Source organism: Streptomyces nigrescens (assembly GCF_027626975.1).
In the GTDB taxonomy this organism is placed as follows: Bacteria; Actinomycetota; Actinomycetes; order Streptomycetales; family Streptomycetaceae; genus Streptomyces; species Streptomyces nigrescens.
Genome location: NZ_CP114203.1, coordinates 2,292,193 through 2,310,530, shown reverse-complemented (window position 1 = coordinate 2,310,530; position 18,338 = coordinate 2,292,193). Strand labels below are relative to the sequence as shown.

At 72.9% G+C, this 18,338-nt stretch carries 14 protein-coding genes; 5 read left to right on the top strand and 9 right to left on the bottom strand.

Annotated features, from left to right (window positions below; genetic code table 11):
• Positions 1-40: 40 nt before the first annotated feature.
• Entirely contained in the window at positions 41-2,176 is a 2,136-nt protein-coding gene (locus STRNI_RS10435) for a 3-hydroxyacyl-CoA dehydrogenase NAD-binding domain-containing protein (RefSeq protein WP_277411061.1), read from the bottom strand.
• The gene (locus tag STRNI_RS10430; protein ID WP_018088876.1) at positions 2,173-3,393 is read right to left on the bottom strand and encodes a thiolase family protein; all 1,221 of its coding nucleotides are present in this window, start codon (positions 3,391-3,393) and stop codon (positions 2,173-2,175) included. Before STRNI_RS10430 ends, STRNI_RS10435 begins: the two co-directional genes overlap by 4 nt.
• Positions 3,394-3,643: 250 nt before the next feature.
• Between STRNI_RS10430 and STRNI_RS10425 the strand changes: the two genes are divergently transcribed.
• A complete protein-coding gene (locus STRNI_RS10425; protein WP_277411060.1) occupies positions 3,644-4,345 on the top strand; it encodes a PepSY domain-containing protein in 702 nt (233 codons plus the stop codon).
• Positions 4,346-4,399: 54 nt separating this feature from the next.
• Here STRNI_RS10425 and STRNI_RS10420 read toward each other — a convergent pair whose 3' ends face one another.
• From STRNI_RS10420 to STRNI_RS10410, 3 genes are all read right to left on the bottom strand, one after another.
• Complete coding sequence (locus STRNI_RS10420) at positions 4,400-5,674, bottom strand: ribonuclease D (protein ID WP_277411059.1); 1,275 nt, start codon at positions 5,672-5,674, stop codon at positions 4,400-4,402.
• Positions 5,675-5,751: 77 nt separating this feature from the next.
• On the bottom strand, positions 5,752-6,414 hold the full coding sequence (locus STRNI_RS10415) for a response regulator transcription factor (RefSeq protein WP_018088879.1): 663 nt from the start codon (positions 6,412-6,414) through the stop codon (positions 5,752-5,754).
• A 351-nt stretch (positions 6,415-6,765) separates the two neighbouring features.
• Positions 6,766-7,422 carry a DUF3000 domain-containing protein gene (locus tag STRNI_RS10410; RefSeq protein ID WP_277411058.1) on the bottom strand — a complete coding sequence of 219 codons (657 nt, stop codon included), beginning with the start codon at positions 7,420-7,422 and terminating at the stop codon, positions 6,766-6,768.
• Positions 7,423-7,568: 146 nt separating this feature from the next.
• On the opposite strand from STRNI_RS10410, the gene hemE reads away from it, so the two are divergent.
• Positions 7,569-8,636 carry a uroporphyrinogen decarboxylase gene (gene hemE / locus STRNI_RS10405; RefSeq protein WP_026169498.1) on the top strand — a complete coding sequence of 356 codons (1,068 nt, stop codon included), beginning with the start codon at positions 7,569-7,571 and terminating at the stop codon, positions 8,634-8,636.
• A 37-nt stretch (positions 8,637-8,673) separates the two neighbouring features.
• Positions 8,674-10,200 (top strand): hypothetical protein, encoded by a 1,527-nt coding sequence (locus STRNI_RS10400; RefSeq protein WP_277411057.1) that lies wholly within the window; start codon positions 8,674-8,676, stop codon positions 10,198-10,200.
• A 61-nt stretch (positions 10,201-10,261) separates the two neighbouring features.
• Here the strand turns inward: STRNI_RS10400 and STRNI_RS10395 are convergent, their stop codons facing one another.
• From STRNI_RS10395 to STRNI_RS10385, 3 genes are all read right to left on the bottom strand, one after another.
• A complete protein-coding gene (locus STRNI_RS10395; protein WP_277411056.1) occupies positions 10,262-11,644 on the bottom strand; it encodes an FAD-dependent oxidoreductase in 1,383 nt (460 codons plus the stop codon).
• Positions 11,645-11,814: 170 nt separating this feature from the next.
• Positions 11,815-13,011 (bottom strand): thiolase family protein, encoded by a 1,197-nt coding sequence (locus tag STRNI_RS10390; RefSeq protein ID WP_018088884.1) that lies wholly within the window; start codon positions 13,009-13,011, stop codon positions 11,815-11,817.
• A gap of 95 nt (positions 13,012-13,106) precedes the next feature.
• Positions 13,107-14,171, bottom strand: coding sequence for a DUF4349 domain-containing protein (locus tag STRNI_RS10385; protein ID WP_229838410.1), 1,065 nt, complete (start codon positions 14,169-14,171; stop codon positions 13,107-13,109).
• 124 nt (positions 14,172-14,295) lie between these two features.
• Here STRNI_RS10385 and hemG point away from each other — a divergent pair, with 124 nt between their 5' ends.
• Positions 14,296-15,747, top strand: a complete 1,452-nt coding sequence (gene hemG / locus STRNI_RS10380; RefSeq protein ID WP_159485625.1) for a protoporphyrinogen oxidase — start codon at positions 14,296-14,298, stop codon at positions 15,745-15,747.
• 2 nt (positions 15,748-15,749) lie between these two features.
• Positions 15,750-16,511 (top strand): hydrogen peroxide-dependent heme synthase, encoded by a 762-nt coding sequence (hemQ, locus tag STRNI_RS10375; RefSeq protein WP_018088887.1) that lies wholly within the window; start codon positions 15,750-15,752, stop codon positions 16,509-16,511.
• A gap of 88 nt (positions 16,512-16,599) precedes the next feature.
• On the opposite strand, the gene STRNI_RS10370 is transcribed toward hemQ, so the two are convergent.
• Positions 16,600-18,249 (bottom strand): alpha/beta hydrolase, encoded by a 1,650-nt coding sequence (locus STRNI_RS10370; protein ID WP_277413227.1) that lies wholly within the window; start codon positions 18,247-18,249, stop codon positions 16,600-16,602.
• Positions 18,250-18,338 lie beyond the last annotated feature (89 nt).

The window sequence follows — 18,338 nt, the reverse complement described above, 5'->3', positions numbered from 1 at the left end:
GCCGAGCCGGCCCGCGCCTTTCGCTGTCAGCTGTGCACCCTTACGCGGGCACGCTCGCGACTCCCGGGGCCAGGAACTTCTTGCCGGTCACCCGCTCGGAGACCCCCGCACGGTCCAGGTACGGCGTGATGCCGCCCAGGTGGAAGGGCCAGCCGGCGCCGGTGATCAGGCACAGGTCGATGTCCTGCGCCTCGGCGACCACGCCCTCGTCCAGCATCAGGCCGATCTCCTGCGCCACCGCGTCCAGGACACGGTCGCGGACCTGGTCCTCCGTCAGCACCGAGTCGCCCTGCTTGAGGAGCGCGGCGACCTCGGGGTCCAGCTCCGGCTTGCCGGAGTCGTAGACGTAGAAGCCGCGCTTGCCGGCCTCGACGACGGCCTTGAGGTTCGGGGAGACCGTGAAGCGGTCCGGGAAGGAGCGGTTCAGGGTCTCCGACACGTGCAGACCGATCGCCGGGCCGACCAGCTCCAGCAGCACCAGCGGCGACATCGGCAGACCGAGCGGCTCGATGGCCTTCTCGGCGACGTCGACCGGGGTGCCCTCGTCGATGACGTTCTGGATCTCGCCCATGAAGCGGGTCAGGATGCGGTTGACGACGAACGCCGGGGCGTCCTTCACCAGCACCGCGGTCTTCTTCAGCTTCTTGGCGACACCGAACGCCGTGGCCAGCGAGGCGTCGTCGGTCTTCTCGCCGCGGACGATCTCCAGCAGGGGCAGGATCGCGACCGGGTTGAAGAAGTGGAAGCCGACGACCCGCTCGGGGTGCTTCAGCTTCGAGGCCATCTCGGTGACCGACAGCGAGGAGGTGTTGGTGGCGAGGATCGCGTGCGCCGGGGCGACGGCCTCCACCTCCGCGAACACCGTCTGCTTGACGCCGATCTCCTCGAAGACCGCCTCGATGATGAAGTCGGCGTCGGAGAAGCCCTCGGCCTTGTCGAGGACACCGGAGACCAGGGCCTTGAGGCGGTTGGCCTTGTCCTGGTTGATCCGGCCCTTGCCGAGCAGCTTGTCGATCTCGGCGTGGACATAGCCCACACCCTTGTCGACGCGCTCCTGGTCGATGTCGGTCAGCACGACCGGCACCTCCAGGCGGCGCAGGAACAGCAGGGCCAGCTGCGAGGCCATCAGACCGGCGCCGACGACACCGACCTTGCTGACCGGACGCGCCAGGTTCTTGTCCGGCGCGCCGGCGGGGCGCTTGGCCCGCTTCTGCACCAGGTTGAACGAGTAGATGCCGGCGCGGAGTTCGCCGCCCATGATCAGGTCCGCCAGGGCCTGGTCCTCGGCGTCGAAACCGGCCTGCAGATCGCCGTCCTTGGCGGCGGCGATGATGTCCAGCGCCCGGTAGGCGGCCGGGGCGGCGCCGTGCACCTTGCCGTCGGCGATGAACTTGCCCTTGGCGACGGCCTGGTCCCAGGCCTCACCGCGGTCGACCTCGGCGCGCTCGACGGCCACGTCGCCCTTGAGGACGCCCGCGGTCCAGATCAGCGACTGCTCCAGGAAGTCCGCACCCTCGAAGATCGCGTCCGCGATGCCGAGGTCGAAGACCTGCTGGCCCTTGAGCTGCTTGTTCTGGTTGAGCGAGTTCTCGATGATGACCGAGACGGCCTTGTCCGCGCCGATGAGGTTCGGCAGCAGTGCGCAGCCGCCCCAGCCCGGGACGAGACCGAGGAAGACCTCGGGCAGCGAGAAGGCCGGCAGGGCCTTGGAGACCGTGCGGTAGGAGCAGTGCAGACCGACCTCGACGCCACCGCCCATGGCGGCACCGTTGTAGTACGCGAAGGTCGGCACGGCGAGCTTCGCGAGCCGCTTGAAGACCTCGTGGCCGCCCTTGCCGATGGCCAGCGCGTCCTCGTGCTTCTTCAGCAGCTCGACGCCCTTGAGGTCGGCGCCGACGGCGAAGATGAACGGCTTGCCGGTGAGGCCGACGCCGACGATGTCGCCGTCCGCGGCCTCCTTCTCGACCTGGTCGATCGCGGCGTTGAGGTTCGCCAGCGATCCCGGACCGAAGGTGGTCGGCTTGGTGTGGTCGAAGCCGTTGTCGAGCGTGATCAGCGCGAACCTGCCCGCGCCGTACGGCAGATCGAGGTGGCGGACGTGTGCCGACGTGACGACCTCGTCGGGGAACAGCTCGGCCGCGCCCTTCAGGAGTTCGGCGGTGGTGGGGGTGCTCACTTGCTGCCTCCGTCGAAGTTCGGGTTCTCCCAGATGACCGTCGCGCCCATGCCGAAGCCGACGCACATGGTGGTCAGGCCGTAGCGGACCTGCGGCTGCTCCTCGAACTGCCGGGCCAGCTGGGTCATCAGCCGCACGCCGGAGGAGGCCAGCGGGTGGCCGAAGGCGATGGCGCCGCCGTACTGGTTGACGCGCGCGTCGTCGTCGGCGATGCCGTAGTGGTCCAGGAAGGCGAGCACCTGCACGGCGAACGCCTCGTTGACCTCGAAGAGGTCGATGTCCTCGATGCCCAGGCCCGCCTTGGCGAGGGCCTTCTCGGTGGCCGGGATCGGGCCGTAGCCCATGACCTCGGGCTCGACGCCGGCGAAGGCGTAGGAGACCAGGCGCATCTTGACCGGGAGGTCGTGCTCCCGGGCGAAGTCCTCGGAGGCGATGATCGAGGCGGTGGCGCCGTCGTTGAGACCGGCGGCGTTACCGGCGGTGACGCGGCCGTGCGTACGGAACGGCGTCTTGAGGCCGGCGAGGTTCTCCAGGGTCGTCCCCGGACGCATCGGCTCATCGGCGGTGACCAGGCCCCAGCCCGTCTCGCCGACCTCCGCGTTGGTGTTGCGCACCGAGATCGGTACCAGATCCTGCTGGATCTTCCCGTTCGCGTACGCCTTCGCCGCCTTCTCCTGCGAGCGCACGGCGTACTCGTCGGCGCGCTGCTTGGTGATCTGCGGGTAGCGGTCGTGGAGGTTCTCCGCCGTCATGCCCATGAACAGGGCCGACTGGTCGACGAGCTTCTCGCTCACGAACCGCGGGTTCGGGTCGACGCCCTCACCCATGGGGTGGCGGCCCATGTGCTCGACACCGCCGGCGATGACGGCGTCGTACGCGCCGAAGGCGATGGAGCCGGCGGTCGCCGTGACGGCGGTCAGCGCACCGGCGCACATGCGGTCGATGGAGTAGCCGGGGACGGACTGCGGGAGGCCCGCGAGGATGCCGGCCGTGCGGCCGATGGTCAGACCCTGGTCACCGATCTGGGTGGTCGCGGCGATGGCGACCTCGTCGATCTTCGCGGGGTCCAGGGCCGGGTTGCGGCGCAGCAGCTCCCGGATGGCCTTCACGACGAGATCGTCGGCGCGGGTCTCGTGGTAGATGCCCTTCGGGCCCGCCTTGCCGAACGGGGTGCGGACGCCGTCGACGAAGACGACGTCCCTAGCGGTACGAGGCACGTTGGCTCTCCTCCAGGTGCGGGATGGCACTGCTGCTGCGGGGCGCCCCGCGGGGCGCTTCCCACCGACATGCTACTTACGGGTAACCAAGCTGCACACCCCCACCGCCCGGAGCGTTGAAGGTCACACCCGGCGAAGGCCCCGGCTGCCGGGCAACCACGCCGCAACCGGCGGAAACCGGTGATCGAAAAGGGCTGAATGCCGTCGGGTCTTGGAGCAATTCATCCCATCACACACCTAAAGTGCCCATATGGATACGAACAGGAGTGGTGTCGTGGTCCGGCGCGGGCGTCCGGCGGGGCCGCGCACGATCGGACTGGTCTGTGCCGTCGCCGCCGCGGGCGCGCTGCTGTCGGGCTGCGGAAGCAGCGGCAACGACACGGGAAGCCCCCAGAAGAGCGGGGCCCCCTCAGGGGCGGTCCCCGCCACCGCCACCGCCTCCCCGACCGGCTCGCTCAGCGCGGACCAGGCCCAGCGCAAGGCCCTGGTCCCCAAGGCCAAGGTGGACTACGGGCAGGCGCTGAAGGCGGCGATCGCGGCCGTTCCGTCCTCGGAGGCGATCGCCGCGGAGCTCAAGGGGACGCCCGCCAGCCCCTATTGGGACACCGCGGTGGCGACGACCGACGGGGCGGCCTACGCCGTGCGGGTCGACGCGGTCTCCGGCAAGGCGGAGCAGCCGCGCCCCCAGTCGGACGACCCCGAGGACAAGCAGGAGCTGGCCGCCCGGCTGACCAAGGCCACCGTCACGGCCCAGCAGGCCGCGCAGACGGCCACCGAGAAGACGAAGGGCACCGTCACCACCATCGAGCTCGGCGACGCCGACCACGGCAACAACAACGACAGCGTGGCCTGGACGGTGGGCGTGGTGACCACCGACGACTGGTACGAGACGACCTACGAGATCGACGCGGTCAACCGCAAGGTCCTGTGGATGAACATCGATCAGGACTGAGTGACCGTTCGACCGTGCCCCGGGCCGGAGTCCTCTCCGCCCGGGGCCTCCGCGTCAGTTGGGGTCCGTCAGCAGCGCCTCGGTGAGAAGCGGCGCGACCTGCTCGATCTGCCAGGCGCGGGCGCCGTGGCCCGACAGCACCTCGGCGACCGACTCCTGGCTCGGCTCGGCCGGCGGCTCCCAGCACAGCCGGCGCACCGTGTCCGGAGTGATCAAGTTCTCCTGCGGGAGATTCAGGCTCTCGGCGAGCGCGGTGACCGCCGCGCGGGCGGCCGACAGCCGGGCCGCGGCGGCCGGGTCCTTGTCGGCCCAGGCGCGGGGCGGCGGCGGGCCGTTGAGCGGCTGGCCGGGCTGCGGCAGCTCGCTCTCGGGCAGCGCCCGGGCGCGGTCCACGGCGGCCTGCCACTGCTCCAGCTGCCGGCGGCCCATCCGGTGCCCGAAGCCGGGCAGCCCCGCCAGCGCGTGGCTGTTCGGGGGCAGGCTCAGCGCCGCCTCCACGATCGCGGCGTCCCCGAGCACCTTGCCGGGCGAGACATCGCGCCGCTGGGCGACCTGGTCACGGGCCGTCCACAGCTCCCGTACGACCGCCATCTGGCGGCGCCGGCGGACCTTGTGCATACCGGAGGTGCGGCGCCAGGGGTCCTTGCGGGGCGGCGGCGGGGGAGCGGCGGCGATCGCGGCGAACTCCTGCCGCGCCCACTCCAGCTTCCCCTGCTGCGTCAGCTCCTCCTCCAGCGCGTCCCGCAGATCCACCAGCAGCTCGACATCGAGCGCGGCATAGCGCAGCCACGGCTCGGGCAGCGGACGGGTGGACCAGTCGACGGCGGAGTGTCCCTTCTCCAGGGCGAAGCCGAGGACGTTCTCGACCATGGCGCCCAGGCCCACCCGGGCGAACCCGGCCAGCCGTCCGGCGAGCTCGGTGTCGAACAGCCGGGTGGGGACCATCCCTATGTCACGCAGACACGGCAGGTCCTGGGTGGCGGCGTGCAGCACCCACTCGGCGTCGCCGATCGCCTCGCCCAGTGCCGACAGGTCGGGGCAGCCGACCGGGTCGATCAGCACGCTGCCGGCGCCCTCGCGGCGCAGCTGTACGAGGTAGGCGCGCTGGCCGTAGCGGTAGCCGGAGGCCCGCTCGGCGTCGACGGCCACCGGGCCCGTACCGGCCGCGAAGGCGGCCACGACCTCGGCGAGTGCGTCGTCCGTGGCGGTCACCGGGGGGATGCCCTCACGGGGCTCCAGGAGAGGGACCGGCGCCGGTCGGGGGTCCGGAGGCGAGTCTCCGGCTGCTCGCAGTGTCGTGTCTGCTGCGGTCTTTTGGGCGTCGGTCACCAGTCAAGGGTATCTGTGTATGCACGTCGCCCGTCGAGGGAACGTTCCCTCGACGGGCGAGCCGGTCGTGTGGACGGTCAGTGAATGATGCCGGTACGCAGGGCGACCGCCACCATTCCGGCCCGGTCGCCGGTGCCGAGCTTGCGGGCAATACGGGCGAGGTGGCTCTTGACGGTCAGCGCCGACAGCCCCATCGAGACACCGATGGCCTTGTTGGACTGGCCCTCCGCCACCAGCCGCAACACCTCGACCTCGCGTCCCGACAGCTCCCGGTATCCGCCCGGGTGACCGGGGGCACCCGGAGGACGGCGCTGCATACGGGCCGCGTTGGCGCCGATGGGTGAGGCGCCGGGGCGGCCGGGAAGGCCCAGGTTGGTGCGGGTGCCGGTGACGACATAGCCCTTGACGCCGCCGGCCAGGGCGTTGCGTACGGCACCGATGTCATCGGCCGCGGACAGCGCGAGGCCGTTGGGCCAGCCCGCCGCCCGGGTCTCCGACAGCAGCGTGAGGCCGGAGCCGTCGGGAAGGTGGACGTCGGCAACGCAGATGTCGCGCGGGTTGCCGACGCGGGGACGGGCCTCCGCGATGGACGACGCCTCGATCACGTCGCGCACTCCGAGGGCCCACAGGTGGCGGGTGACGGTGGAGCGGACGCGAGGGTCGGCCACGACGACCATGGCCGTCGGCTTGTTCGGGCGGTAGGCGACCAGGCTCGAAGGTTGCTCGAGGAGAACAGACACCGGGCCTCCTGGGGGAGTGGCGGGGGACGGAAGCCGGCTGGGGGGAGCCGGAATGATCCGTGTTTGAAGGGTCACTGACCTCTTCGGCAGTAATCCGGCGGGACTTTAGACTTTGATCACGATTTAGTTAGGGGCAATTCGGGCAAATCGGATGCATGATCGATCAGGGTCGGTCCCCAGTACGCACCGAGGTGATCAGAGCCGTACGCGAAGCCGACCGGACCGCCACAGCGGACCTCGTCAGGGGGAGACGGCGCGGCGGGCGCGGCGCCCGCCGCGCAGCGGAACGATCACCGGGACCGGCGGTGCCGGAGCACGCACGCCGCGGCCCGGTCGCGGGGAATGCCGAGGTCAGCGCGGCTGTGCGCCACGGCGCTGGGGCAGCGGGACGATCCCGCCGCGCGTCGTCATGTCGAGCGGGGCCGGCGGCAGGCCCGCCACCTGGCACAGCAGATCGCACCAGGCCGACAGGTGTGCCGCCAGATCCGGCACCCCGCCGGGGCCCTCGGCCGGCGTCCAGGAGGCCCGGATCTCGATCTGGGTCGCCGGCTCACGCGCCGCGAGCCCGCCGAAGTAGTACGAGCCGGCCCGGGTGACCGTCCCGCTCGGTGCGCCGTAGTGCACCCCGCGCGCGTCCAGTGCGCCCGTGAGCCACGACCAGGACACCTCCGGCAGCAGCGGATCGGTGCCCATCTCCGGCTCCAGCTCGGCTCGCGCCAGCGTCACCACGCGGAATGTGCCCTGCCAGGTCTCGTCCCCGGCCGGGTTGTGCAGCACCACCAGCCGCCCGTCCGCCAGGTCCCGGTCCTCGCCGTCCGGACCCGCGCCGCGCTCGACGACCGCCGCCTCCAGTGCGTACGCGAACGGGGCGAGCCGTTTCGGGGCGGGTGTCGGATCGATCTCGATCTCCGGCCGCAGCCGTGCCGCGCGGAGCGCTTCGACCGCCTGACGGAAGGGGATCGGGGCCTCGTCCGCGCTGTCCGCGAGGTGTTCATGAGCCGCAGCCATGCCCGGAAGATTAGGCGGAACCGGGCCCGCATACGGGGAGGACACCCGGTGCGCGCGTCGCCCATTCGGAGGTGCCCCCGGGCGCATGCGGAGATATCGGCCACCTGCCCCGATCGCGGGTGGGCCGCCGTGCGAAGATTTGGGGCGTGAGCGCCAACCAAAGCCCTGCGGGCCAGCAGCAGACCGGTACGGAAGACTCGGCTTTCCTCAAGGCATGCCGGCGGGAGCCGGTGCCGCACACCCCGGTGTGGTTCATGCGCCAGGCCGGGCGCTCACTGCCCGAATACCGCAAGGTCCGCGAGGGCATCGCGATGCTCGACTCGTGCATGCGGCCCGAGCTGGTCACCGAGATCACGCTGCAGCCCGTGCGCCGCCACAACGTCGACGCCGCCATCTACTTCAGCGACATCGTCGTCCCCCTCAAGGCCATCGGCATCGACCTCGACATCAAGCCCGGTATCGGCCCGGTCGTCGAGAACCCGATCCGCACCCGCGCCGATCTGGAGCAGCTGCGCCGCCTGGAGCCCGGCGACGTCGCGTATGTCACCGAGGCCATCGGCATGCTCGTCCGCGAGCTGGGCGGCACCCCGCTGATCGGCTTCGCCGGTGCGCCCTTCACGCTCGCCAGCTACCTCGTCGAGGGCGGCCCCTCGCGCAACCACGAGCGCACCAAGGCGATGATGTACGGCGACCCGCAGCTGTGGGCCGACCTCCTGGACCGGCTCGCCGACATCACCGCCGCCTTCCTCAAGGTCCAGATCGCGGCCGGGGCGAGCGCGGTGCAGCTCTTCGACTCCTGGGTCGGCGCGCTCTCGCCGGCCGACTACCGCCGCTCCGTGATGCCGGCCTCCGCCAAGGTCTTCCGGGCGGTCGAGGGCCTGGGCGTCCCGCGGATCCACTTCGGTGTCGGCACCGGTGAACTCCTCGGCCTGATGGGCGAGGCGGGCGCGGATGTCGTCGGCGTCGACTGGCGGGTCCCGCTGGACGAGGCGGCCCGCCGCGTCGGCCCCGGCAAGGCGCTCCAGGGCAATATCGACCCGGCCGTGCTCTTCGCCCCCCGCGAGGCCGTCGAGACCAAGGCCCGTGAGGTCCTCGACGCGGCCGCCGGCCTGGAGGGCCACATCTTCAACCTCGGCCACGGCGTCCTGCCCACCACCGACCCGGACGCGCTGACCCGCCTGGTCGAGTACGTGCACACGCAGACGGCGCGCTGAGCGGAACCGCTCCCGCCCCCGGGGCGTCGTCGAGATCATGCACGCCTCCGCCGACGCCCCGATAGCCGGCCTCGCCGCCGCCTGGCAGCTGGTCGACCACCGCTCCACGGCCGCGACGGCCGATCCCCTCGTCCTCGACTGTGCCCACCGGCTCGCCGCCGACCCGGCCGGCGAACGCGCCGCCGAGTGGGTCTACGGGCTGCTCTCGATGACCCGCTACCTCGCCACGAGGGCGGGCGACGCGACGGCCGGGCAGGTCGCGGAAGCGCTGCGCACGGCGGCCCGCGCCCTGGACGGCCCGCCCTGCGACCACCGCACGCACCCCTGCGAAAGCGCCCTGGAGCAGCTCGATTTCGATGAGCTCCGGTTGGCCGGCAGCGCTCCGGACGTGGTGCTCCTCGGCAACGGCACGCCGACCGGAGCGGACCCGGAGTGGCAGGAGCCGGGCACCAAGGAGGAGTACCGCTGCCCGCACGCCGTCGCGGGGTTCGCGCGGATCGCCGCCGAGATCATCGCCCCCGGCACACCGGAGGGCATTCCCGAGCGCGTTCCGCACCACCACGAGGACGCCATCGATGACCTCGCGTCCGTCCTGCACGGCTATCCGCGCGGCGGCGTCGAGCCCGCCTACGAGATCACCGCCGGCACCGGCCTCCCCGCGCACCCCACCACGGGGGCCCTCGCCGGGCACCTCGTCCTGCTCCACGCCGCATGCTGGGAAGCCGCTTCCGGGACGATCCGGCCGCGCTGGGTGCTCGACGACATGATCGGGACGCTGGAAGACGCGCTGCGGGCGCTGGAGGGCGCGACCTGTTCCCACGGCGACGGCGCACACCCCGAGCTCTCGGGCGACCCGGAAACCGACGCCGGCACCGGCTACCACCTCCTCACCCCGGGCGGCCGCGCCCGGCTCCAGCGGAGCTACGAGGACGGCTTCGCGGACGCGCCACCCGCCGCCTGGACCTGCCGCGCCCATCTGCGGGCGCTCGCCCACGAGACCCTCGGCCCGCTCACCACGGCCCGCGACCGGTTCTTCGGCGAGCGCCGGACGGAGTACCTGGACGCGGAGTGCCTGCGCCCTGACGGGACGTGGGACGCGGCGCGGCTGGCGGGGGTGCTGCGGAGCGCTGCCGAGGGCGAGGAGCGGACCGAGGACCTCGGGCTGTGGGCCGGACGCCGCTTCGTACGCGGCCCCGGCGCCGCCCACGAACGGCTCGTGCTCTTCCTGACCGTGTGTCACAGCCTCGACTGCGCCTACCCGGACCCGCCGCCGTCCGTCTACCGCGAACTGCGCCCCGTCCTGGAGAGCGCCGTCGCGGCGGTGCCGGAGACATGCCCGCACGGGGACGCACACCCGGGAGCGGGGGCCGGTCTGCCCGGCGGGGCCGGTGAGCACCTCGCCCACCTCTTCGCCCCGGAGAGCTTCCCCGCCCCGAAGGGCGCGCGGGAGCCGGACGCCTGGGCCTGCCCCCGGAACCTCGCGCCGCTCGCCGAGGAGTGGCTGCAGTGGTGCGACACCTGGGACGAGGCCGCGGAGGACGGGTACGGCGAGGACGACGACTGAGCCGGGGCGCACTGAGCCGGGACGTACTGAGCCGGGGCGCGCGGGCGTCCGTGGTGCGGCGTCAGGCTCCGGCGTCCCGTACGGCGCCCGCCGCCTTGCGGGCCGCCACCAGGACGGGGTCCCAGACCGGGGAGAACGGCGGGGCATAGCCGAGGTCGAGGGCGGTCATCCGCTCCACCGTCATTCCGGCCGTGAGCGCCACCGCCGCGATGTCCACCCGCTTGCCGGCGCCCTCGCGGCCGACGATCTGCACCCCCAGCAACCGGCCCGTACGGCGCTCGGCGAGCATCTTGACGTGCATCGGGCGGGCGCCCGGGTAGTAGCCGGCGCGGTTGGTGGCCTCGACGGTCACCGTGACGAAGCGCAGCCCGGCGGCGTGCGCCTGGCGCTCCAGCAGCCCCGTCCGGGCGATCTCCAGATCGCAGACCTTGCTGACGGCCGTGCCGACGACACCGGGGAAGGTGGCGTAACCGCCGCCCACATTGGCGCCGATGACCTGCCCGTGCTTGTTGGCGTGGGTGCCCAGCGCGATATGGCGGGTGCGCCCGGAGACCAGGTCCAGGACCTCCACACAGTCGCCGCCGGCCCAGAGGTGGTCCTGGCCGCGGACCCGCATCGCGAGATCGGTGAGCAGCCCGCCGGACTCGCCCAGCGGCAGCCCGGCCGCGGCGGCGAGCGTGGTCTCGGGACGGACGCCCATGCCCAGCACGACCACATCCGCCGGGTACTCGGCGTCCTCGGTGGTGACCGCGCGGGCCCGCCCGTCCGAGTCCGTCAGCACCCCGGTGACGGTCGTCCCGCACACCGTCTCGATGCCCATTCCGCACATCGCCTCATGGACGAGCGCGCCCATGTCCGGGTCCAGGGTGGACATCGGCTGGTCGCTCCGCTCCAGGACGGTGACCTCATAGCCGCGACGGATCAGAGCCTCGGCCATCTCCACCCCGATGTAGCCCGCGCCCACGACGACCGCCCGCCGGCCGGACGACGCGTCGAGGGTGTCCAGCAGGGCCTGGCCGTCGTCGAGGGTCTGCACACCGTGCACCCCCGGCGCGTCGATCCCCGGCAGATCGGGGCGGAGCGGCCGCGCGCCGGTCGCCAGCACCAGCTTGTCGAAGCCGGTCCATGACTCCCGGCCGCCGTTGTCCAGCTCCCGGGTGCGCACCCGGCCGCGGTCCAGGTCGAGTTCGGTGACCTCGGTGCGCATCCGCAGATCGATGTCCCGGGCGCGGTGCTCCTCGGCCGTACGGGCGATCAGCGCGTCCGGGCCGTCGACCGCGCCGCCCACCCAGTACGGGATGCCGCAGGCGGAGTACGAGGTGAAGTGGCCGCGCTCGAACGCGGTGATCGCCAGCTCGCCGGGCTTCCGCAGCCGGCGCGCCTGCGATGCCGCGGCCATCCCCGCCGCGTCGCCCCCGACCACCACCAGCCGCTCCGCCGCCATGCCGTGTGCCCCTTCGTCGGGTGGTGCCTCGTCGTGTGGGTGCGCCGGTGCCACCGTCTGCTGGACGTCTGCCCGGGTCCGTCACGTTACGGCCCGTACGGCGTCCGCGGGGGCGGCCGGGGCCTGCGCCGCGCGGCGGAAACCGGCCGCTCCGGCATCGGGGCGGGTGCTCAGCGCTCCAGGACCAGTGCGAGTCCCTGGCCCACGCCGATGCACAGCGCGGCGAGCCCGGTACCCGAGCCCAGGGCGGCGAGTTGGTGGGCGACCGAGCCCGCGAGACGGGCACCGGACGCGCCCAGCGGGTGGCCGATGGCGATGGCGCCGCCGCGCGGATTGACCACCGCGGGGTCGAGTTCCGGCCACTGCCCGATGCAGCCCAACGCCTGGGCCGCGAACGCCTCGTTGAGCTCGAAGGTCGCCACGTCGTCGAAGCCGCGCCCGGACCGCTCCAGCGCGCGCCGTACGGCCTCCACCGGGCCCAGGCCGAACAGCTGCGGCTCGATGCCGGTCACCGCGCTCGCGCGGATACGGGCCAGCGGCTCCCGCCCGGTGGCCCGCAGCCCCTCCTCGTCGACCAGCAGCAGCGCGGCCGCACCGTCGTTGAGCGGCGAGGAGTTCCCGGCGGTGACCGTGCCGCCGGCCGTACGGAACACCGGCTTCAGCTTGGACAGCGACTCCAGGGAGGACGCCTCCCGGATCGTCTCGTCGCGCACCAGGTCCACATCCGGCAGCGGCACGACCTCGGCGTCGTAGGCGCCCTCCTGCCAGGCACGCACCGCCTTCTGGTGGCTGGCCAGCGCGAACACGTCCTGCTGTTCGCGGGTGATGCCGTGCTGGTCGGCGATCTGCTCGGCGCCCTCGCCCAGCGCGACCGTCCACTCCGGCTTCATCCGCGGATTGACCATCCGCCAGCCCAGCGTCGAGGAGAACATCTCCTGATGGCCCGCGGGGAAGGCCCGTTCGGGCTTGCGCAGCACATAGGGCGCACGGCTCATCGACTCCACGCCGCCCGCCACCGCGATATGCGCATCGCCGTGCGCAATGGCACGGGCCGCCTGGATGACGGCCTCCAGACCCGAGCCGCACAGCCGGTTCACGGTCACGCCGGGGACGGTCACCGGCAGCCCGGCGAGCAGGACCGCCATCCGCGCCACATTGCGGTTGTCCTCGCCCGCGCCGTTCGCATCGCCGAAGCAGACGTCGTCGATCCGCGCCGGATCGAGGTCCGGAGTGCGGTCCACCAGGGCCTTGACCACATGGGCGGCGAGATCGTCGGGCCGTACCCCGGCCAGCGCGCCGCCGTACTTGCCGACGGGGGTCCGTACGGCATCGACGATGTACACATCCCGTACGCGTGGGTCGGTCATCAGGCGCTGTCCTCGCTGTCCCGGCTCGACGTCGGTGGGGCGGTACGAAGATCGCCGCCCGCCGACCATGAGTCTTTGCCCGACACCGCCCGCTGTCAACGGGGCTCTCGGTCACCTTCCCCGGCCGCGCCGGACGCTCCGGCCGGCTCAGTGGCCGCGGGCGCGTCCGCCGAGTGGTTCGCCGGCGCCGGGGCCGGCCCGCCGGACGTCCGTTGCCGGCGCCGCGTCACCGGCAGCCGGTCGCGGACCAGCCGCCACAGCGCCCACACCAGGCCCGCGGCCACCGCGAACGGCAGCACCGCCCCGATCGCCACCAGCACCCACCGCACGGCCGTCACGAAGGCGTGCCAGCCGCCGGACAGCGCCTCGCCGAACGAGGCGGGCCGGTCGTCGTTCCGCTCCTCGGACGCGGCGTCCGGCTGCCGCAGCAGCAGCGTGACGGTGGCCATCCCGGTGCGCTCCTTGAGCGACTTCAGCTGTGCCTCCAGCGACTCCAGATTCGCCTCCCGGGTGCTCAGTTCCGACTCCAGGGAGACGACGTCGCCGATCGTCGTGGCCTTCTCCATCAGCGCCCGGATCCGCGACACACTGGCCCGCTGCGACCTGATCCGGCTGTCGGTGTCCACCACCTGATCGGTGACGTCCTTCGCCGAGACCTCACGGGAGAGCAGCTTGCCCAGCCCGGCCAGCCGCCCCAGCACCGCGTCGTACTCCGCCGGCGGCACCCGCAGCACGATCCGCGACCGGTCATGCCCGTCGGCGTCCCGGTCGGTGGTCTCGTCGGCGGTGTAACCGCCCGCGCCGTCGACCGCCGACCGCGCCCTGGTCAGCGCCGCCGCGACGTCCTCGGTCTGCACGGTGACGGTCGCGGTCCGGATGATCTGCGAGGGCGCGGCCTTCGGGGCCCTGCCCGCCCGGCTGTCCGGGCGCGCGGTGCCGCCGTCCGCGGCCGCCCCGCCGCTCTGCCGCTCGCCCGCGGCCCGGCTCGGTGCGGCCGGCGCCTTGCCGGAGACCGCCGCGTCCCGGGCGCTGTCGCCGCCCGAAGCGCTGCACCCGGCGACCGCCAGCGAGACGGCGAGCAGCACCCCCGCCGTGGCACCCCGCCGGCCCGTCGCGGCCCACCCCGCCTGCACTCCCCCTGCCCGCACCGCTCCCCGCATGACGCTCCCCCTCGAAGTGGCGTGCCGTTGTTGGCCCTTCGACGGACCGCGGCCCACCGGGGTTGCCGTCCCCGCATCGCGATCCGGTCACGGTCGTGTCGGTGGGCTCTGAGAGAGTGGAGACATGAGCGCAGCGCACACCCGTACGGGCCGGGAGCCCGGTCATGCCGTCGTCATCGGTGGAGGCATCTCCGGACTGGCGGCCGCGCACCGCCTGCTCGAAGGCGGCGCCCGGGTGACCGTCCTGGAGGCCTCCGGCCGGCTCGGCGGCAAGCTGCACGCCGGCGCGATCGCGGGCGTCCCGGTCGATCTCGGCGCCGAATCGATGCTGGCCAGGCGCCCGGAGGCGGTGGACCTCGCGCGCGCCGTCGGGCTCGGCGACCGGCTGCAGCCGCCCGCCACGGCCACCGCGTCGCTGTGGACCCGCGGTGCGCTGCGCCCGATGCCCAAGGGGCATGTGATGGGCGTGCCCGGGGATCTGGGTCTGCTCGCCGCCTCCGGGGTGATCTCGCCGGACGGGATGGCGCGGATCGCCGAGGACGAGACGCTGGCGCGGACCGAGGCCGGTGAGGATGTCGCGGTCGGCGAGTATGTCGCCGCCCGGCTCGGCCGGGAGGTCGTCGACCGGCTCGTCGAGCCGCTGCTCGGCGGCGTCTACGCGGGCGACGCCTACCGCATCTCGATGCGCGCCGCCGTCCCGCAGCTCTTCGAGGCCGCCCGGACGCAGCGTTCCCTGATCGAGGGCGTACGGGCCATCCAGGCGCGCGCCGCCGCCACCGCCCCGCCGGAGGGGACCCCGCCGGTCTTCATGGGCATCGACGGCGGGATCGGCACACTCCCGGCCGCCGTCGCCGACGCCGTGCGCCGGGCCGGCGGCGAGATCCTCCTCGGGACGCCCGTCGAGGAGCTCCGATGGGCCGCCGGGGAGGGGTGGCGGATCCGCCTCGGCGACCGGACGATCGCGGCCGACGCGGTCGTCATGGCCGCGCCCGCGGGCGCGGCGGCGGGCCTGCTGCGCGCGGACTGCCCCGCCGCGGCCACCGCGCTGGACACCGTCGACTACGCCTCGATGGCGCTGGTCACCATGGCCTTCCGCCGCGCCGACCTGGACCGGGTGCCCGACGGCAGCGGCTTCCTGGTACCTCCCGTCGACGGTCACCGCATCAAGGCCTCCACCTTCGCCAGCCACAAATGGGGCTGGATCGACGCCGCCGACCCCGGCCTGTTCGTGCTGCGCACCTCCCTCGGCCGGTACCACGACGCCGCCGACCTCCAGCGCGACGACTCCGAACTCGTCGCACTCTCGCTCGCCGACCTCGGCGCGGCGGTCGGCCTGACCGCCCGGCCGGTGGCGAGCACGGTCACCCGCTGGGAGGGCGGACTGCCGCAGTACTCCGTCGGCCATCTGGAGCGGGTCGCCAGGATCCGCGAGGCGGTCGCCCGGATGCCGGGTGCGCTGCGGGTGTGCGGCGCGGTCTACGACGGCGTCGGCATCCCGGCCTGCGTCGGCTCGGCGCGCCGCGCCGCGGACGAGCTCCTCGGCACCCTGACGCCGGACTCCGTCCCCGCCGAGTGAGAATGGACAACATGACAGACGCTTCCACTCCCGCTTCCGCGCCGCAGACCCCCGCGGCGCCCGAGAAGGTGCCGCACGCCGGCAAGAAGGCCAAGGACCTCAACGAGGTCATCCGCTACACCCTCTGGTCCGTGTTCAAGCTGCGCGACGTCCTCCCGGAGGACCGCAGCGGCTACGCCGACGAGGTCGAGGAGCTGTTCGCGCAGCTCGCGGCCAAGGACGTGGTGGTTCGCGGCACCTACGACGTGTCCGGTCTGCGGGCCGACGCGGACCTGATGATCTGGTGGCACTCGGAGAGCTCGGACGCCCTCCAGGAGGCGTACAACCTCTTCCGCCGGACCCGTCTCGGCCGCGCGCTGGAGCCGGTGTGGTCGAACATGGCGCTGCACCGCCCCGCCGAGTTCAACAAGTCGCACATCCCGGCCTTCCTGGCCGACGAGCAGCCGCGCGCCTATGTGAGCGTCTACCCCTTCGTGCGCTCCTACGAGTGGTACCTCCTCCCCGACGAGGACCGCCGCCGGATGCTGGCCGACCACGGCAAGATGGCCCGCGGCTTCCCGGACGTGCGCGCCAACACCGTGCCGTCCTTCTCGCTCGGCGACTACGAGTGGGTGCTGGCGTTCGAGGCCGATGAGCTCTACCGCATCGTCGACCTGATGCGTCATCTGCGCGGCTCCGAGGCGCGGATGCACGTCCGCGAGGAGATCCCGTTCTACACGGGGCGGCGCAAGCCCGTCTCCGAGCTGGTCGCGGGTCTGGCGTAACCGGACCGCGCGCGTCCGGCCGGGGACCCCGGACACGGCGCCGCGGGCCGCCCCCTGGGGGACGGCCCGCGGCACCACCGGTCCTCGGCTACTTCCCCGGCAGTGCGTGCTGCGCCCGGGTCGCCTGCTGGCCCGGCACCGGCTCCGCGCGCGGTCCGCAGTAGACCTTGTGCGCCGGGACCTTCCCGTGCAGCAGATACGCCTCGGCGTACTTGTTCACACAGGCGTTGTCGTTGAACGCGACGCCGTGCGTGCCCGCGCCGTTCTCGGTGACCAGCGAGGAACCGGGCAGCCGGCGCTGCAGCTCCAGCGCCCCCGGGTACGGCGTCGCCGCGTCCCGCTCGGCCGCCAGCAGCAGCACCGGCGGCAGCGCACCGGGCTCCGTGTGGACATCGAGAGGACCGCGCCGCCCGTGGAGCGCGTCGTCGACCTGGGTCCGGGCCGCATGGCCGGCGACATCCACCAGGTCCTGCCCGGCCGCGGGGTGGTCCGCGCGGCGCACCGCGGCGTCGAGCTCGGCCGCGGCCGACGCCGACCGGTCGGGCCAGTAGGCGCACGGCAGATTCATCCAGGCGTTGTCCCAGGTCTCGAACGGGGCGATCCGGGCGATCTCGGTGTTGTCCCGGTCCCAGGTCCCCCAGTCGCGTGGCCAGGGCGCGTCATTGCACTCCACGGCGGTGTAGACGGCGTTGCTGTTCTCGTCGGCGGCGGCGCCGGCGGCCCGGGGCAGGGCCTGGGCGAGCAGCGGCTTGGGGTCACCGTGCAGGTACCCCGAGAGCGCCTCGGCGCGCATCGGCCAGAAGGCGTCGTTGTAGCCGGTCTTGAGGAACGCCGACTGCAGCTGGCCGGCGCCGATCTTCCCGTTGAGCGGCTTGCGGCGCAGCTTGTACGCGGCCTTGTCGTAGGAGTGCTGCACCGCCTTCTTGGTCGTGCCGAGGTGGTACTGCTTGTCGTGCCGGGCGACCCAGCCCAGCCAGTCGCCCCAGCGGCGCTCGAAGGCGACGTCCTGGTCGAGGTTGTTGCGGTACCAGATCTTCCGGGGCGAGGGATTGACGACGCTGTCGAAGATCATCCGCCGGACGTGACCGGGGAAGAGCGTCGCATAGACCGCACCGAAGTACGTCCCGTACGAGGCGCCCATGAACGTCAGCTTCTTCTCGCCGAGCGCGGCCCGCAGCATGTCCAGGTCGCGGGCGTTGTTGATGGAGTTGTAGTACGGCAGGTCCGCGCCGGCCCGGCGGACGCAGCCGCGGGCGTACTCCTTGGCCTCCGCCCGCTTCTGGCGCTTGAAGGCCGCATCGGGGTGCATCCGGCTGTCGGAGGGCGCCTTGGCGAACTCCTTGGGGTCCTGGCACGACAGCGGTGCCGAGCGGCCGACGCCGCGCGGCGCATAGCCCACGAAGTCATAGGCGCGAGCGAGCTTGCTCCATTTGGGGAGCGCCCCGTAGAGCGGGAACTCCATGCTGGACGCGCCGGGGCCGCCGGGGTTGAAGACCAGGGCGCCCTGCCGTTCGCCGCGCGCCGTGGCGCGGATCCGGCTGACGGTGAGGTGGATCTTCTTGCCGTCGGGGCGTGCATAGTCGAGAGGAACGGCGAGCCGGCCGCACTCGACGGACGACGGCAGATGCTCCACCGCCGCGCAGCGGCCGAATTCGATGCGGTGCGCAACGGGCGCGGGTGGCGCGGCGGCGGCCCCCGTGGCGCCGCCTGCCGGGGCAGTGGCGAGGGCGGTCACCATCAGCGACCCGATGGTGCCGTACAACGCAAGTGCTCTCACTGGCCGTCCCTTCGTGTGTGCATACAAAAGGGATAGTTGGGGCGCTGATT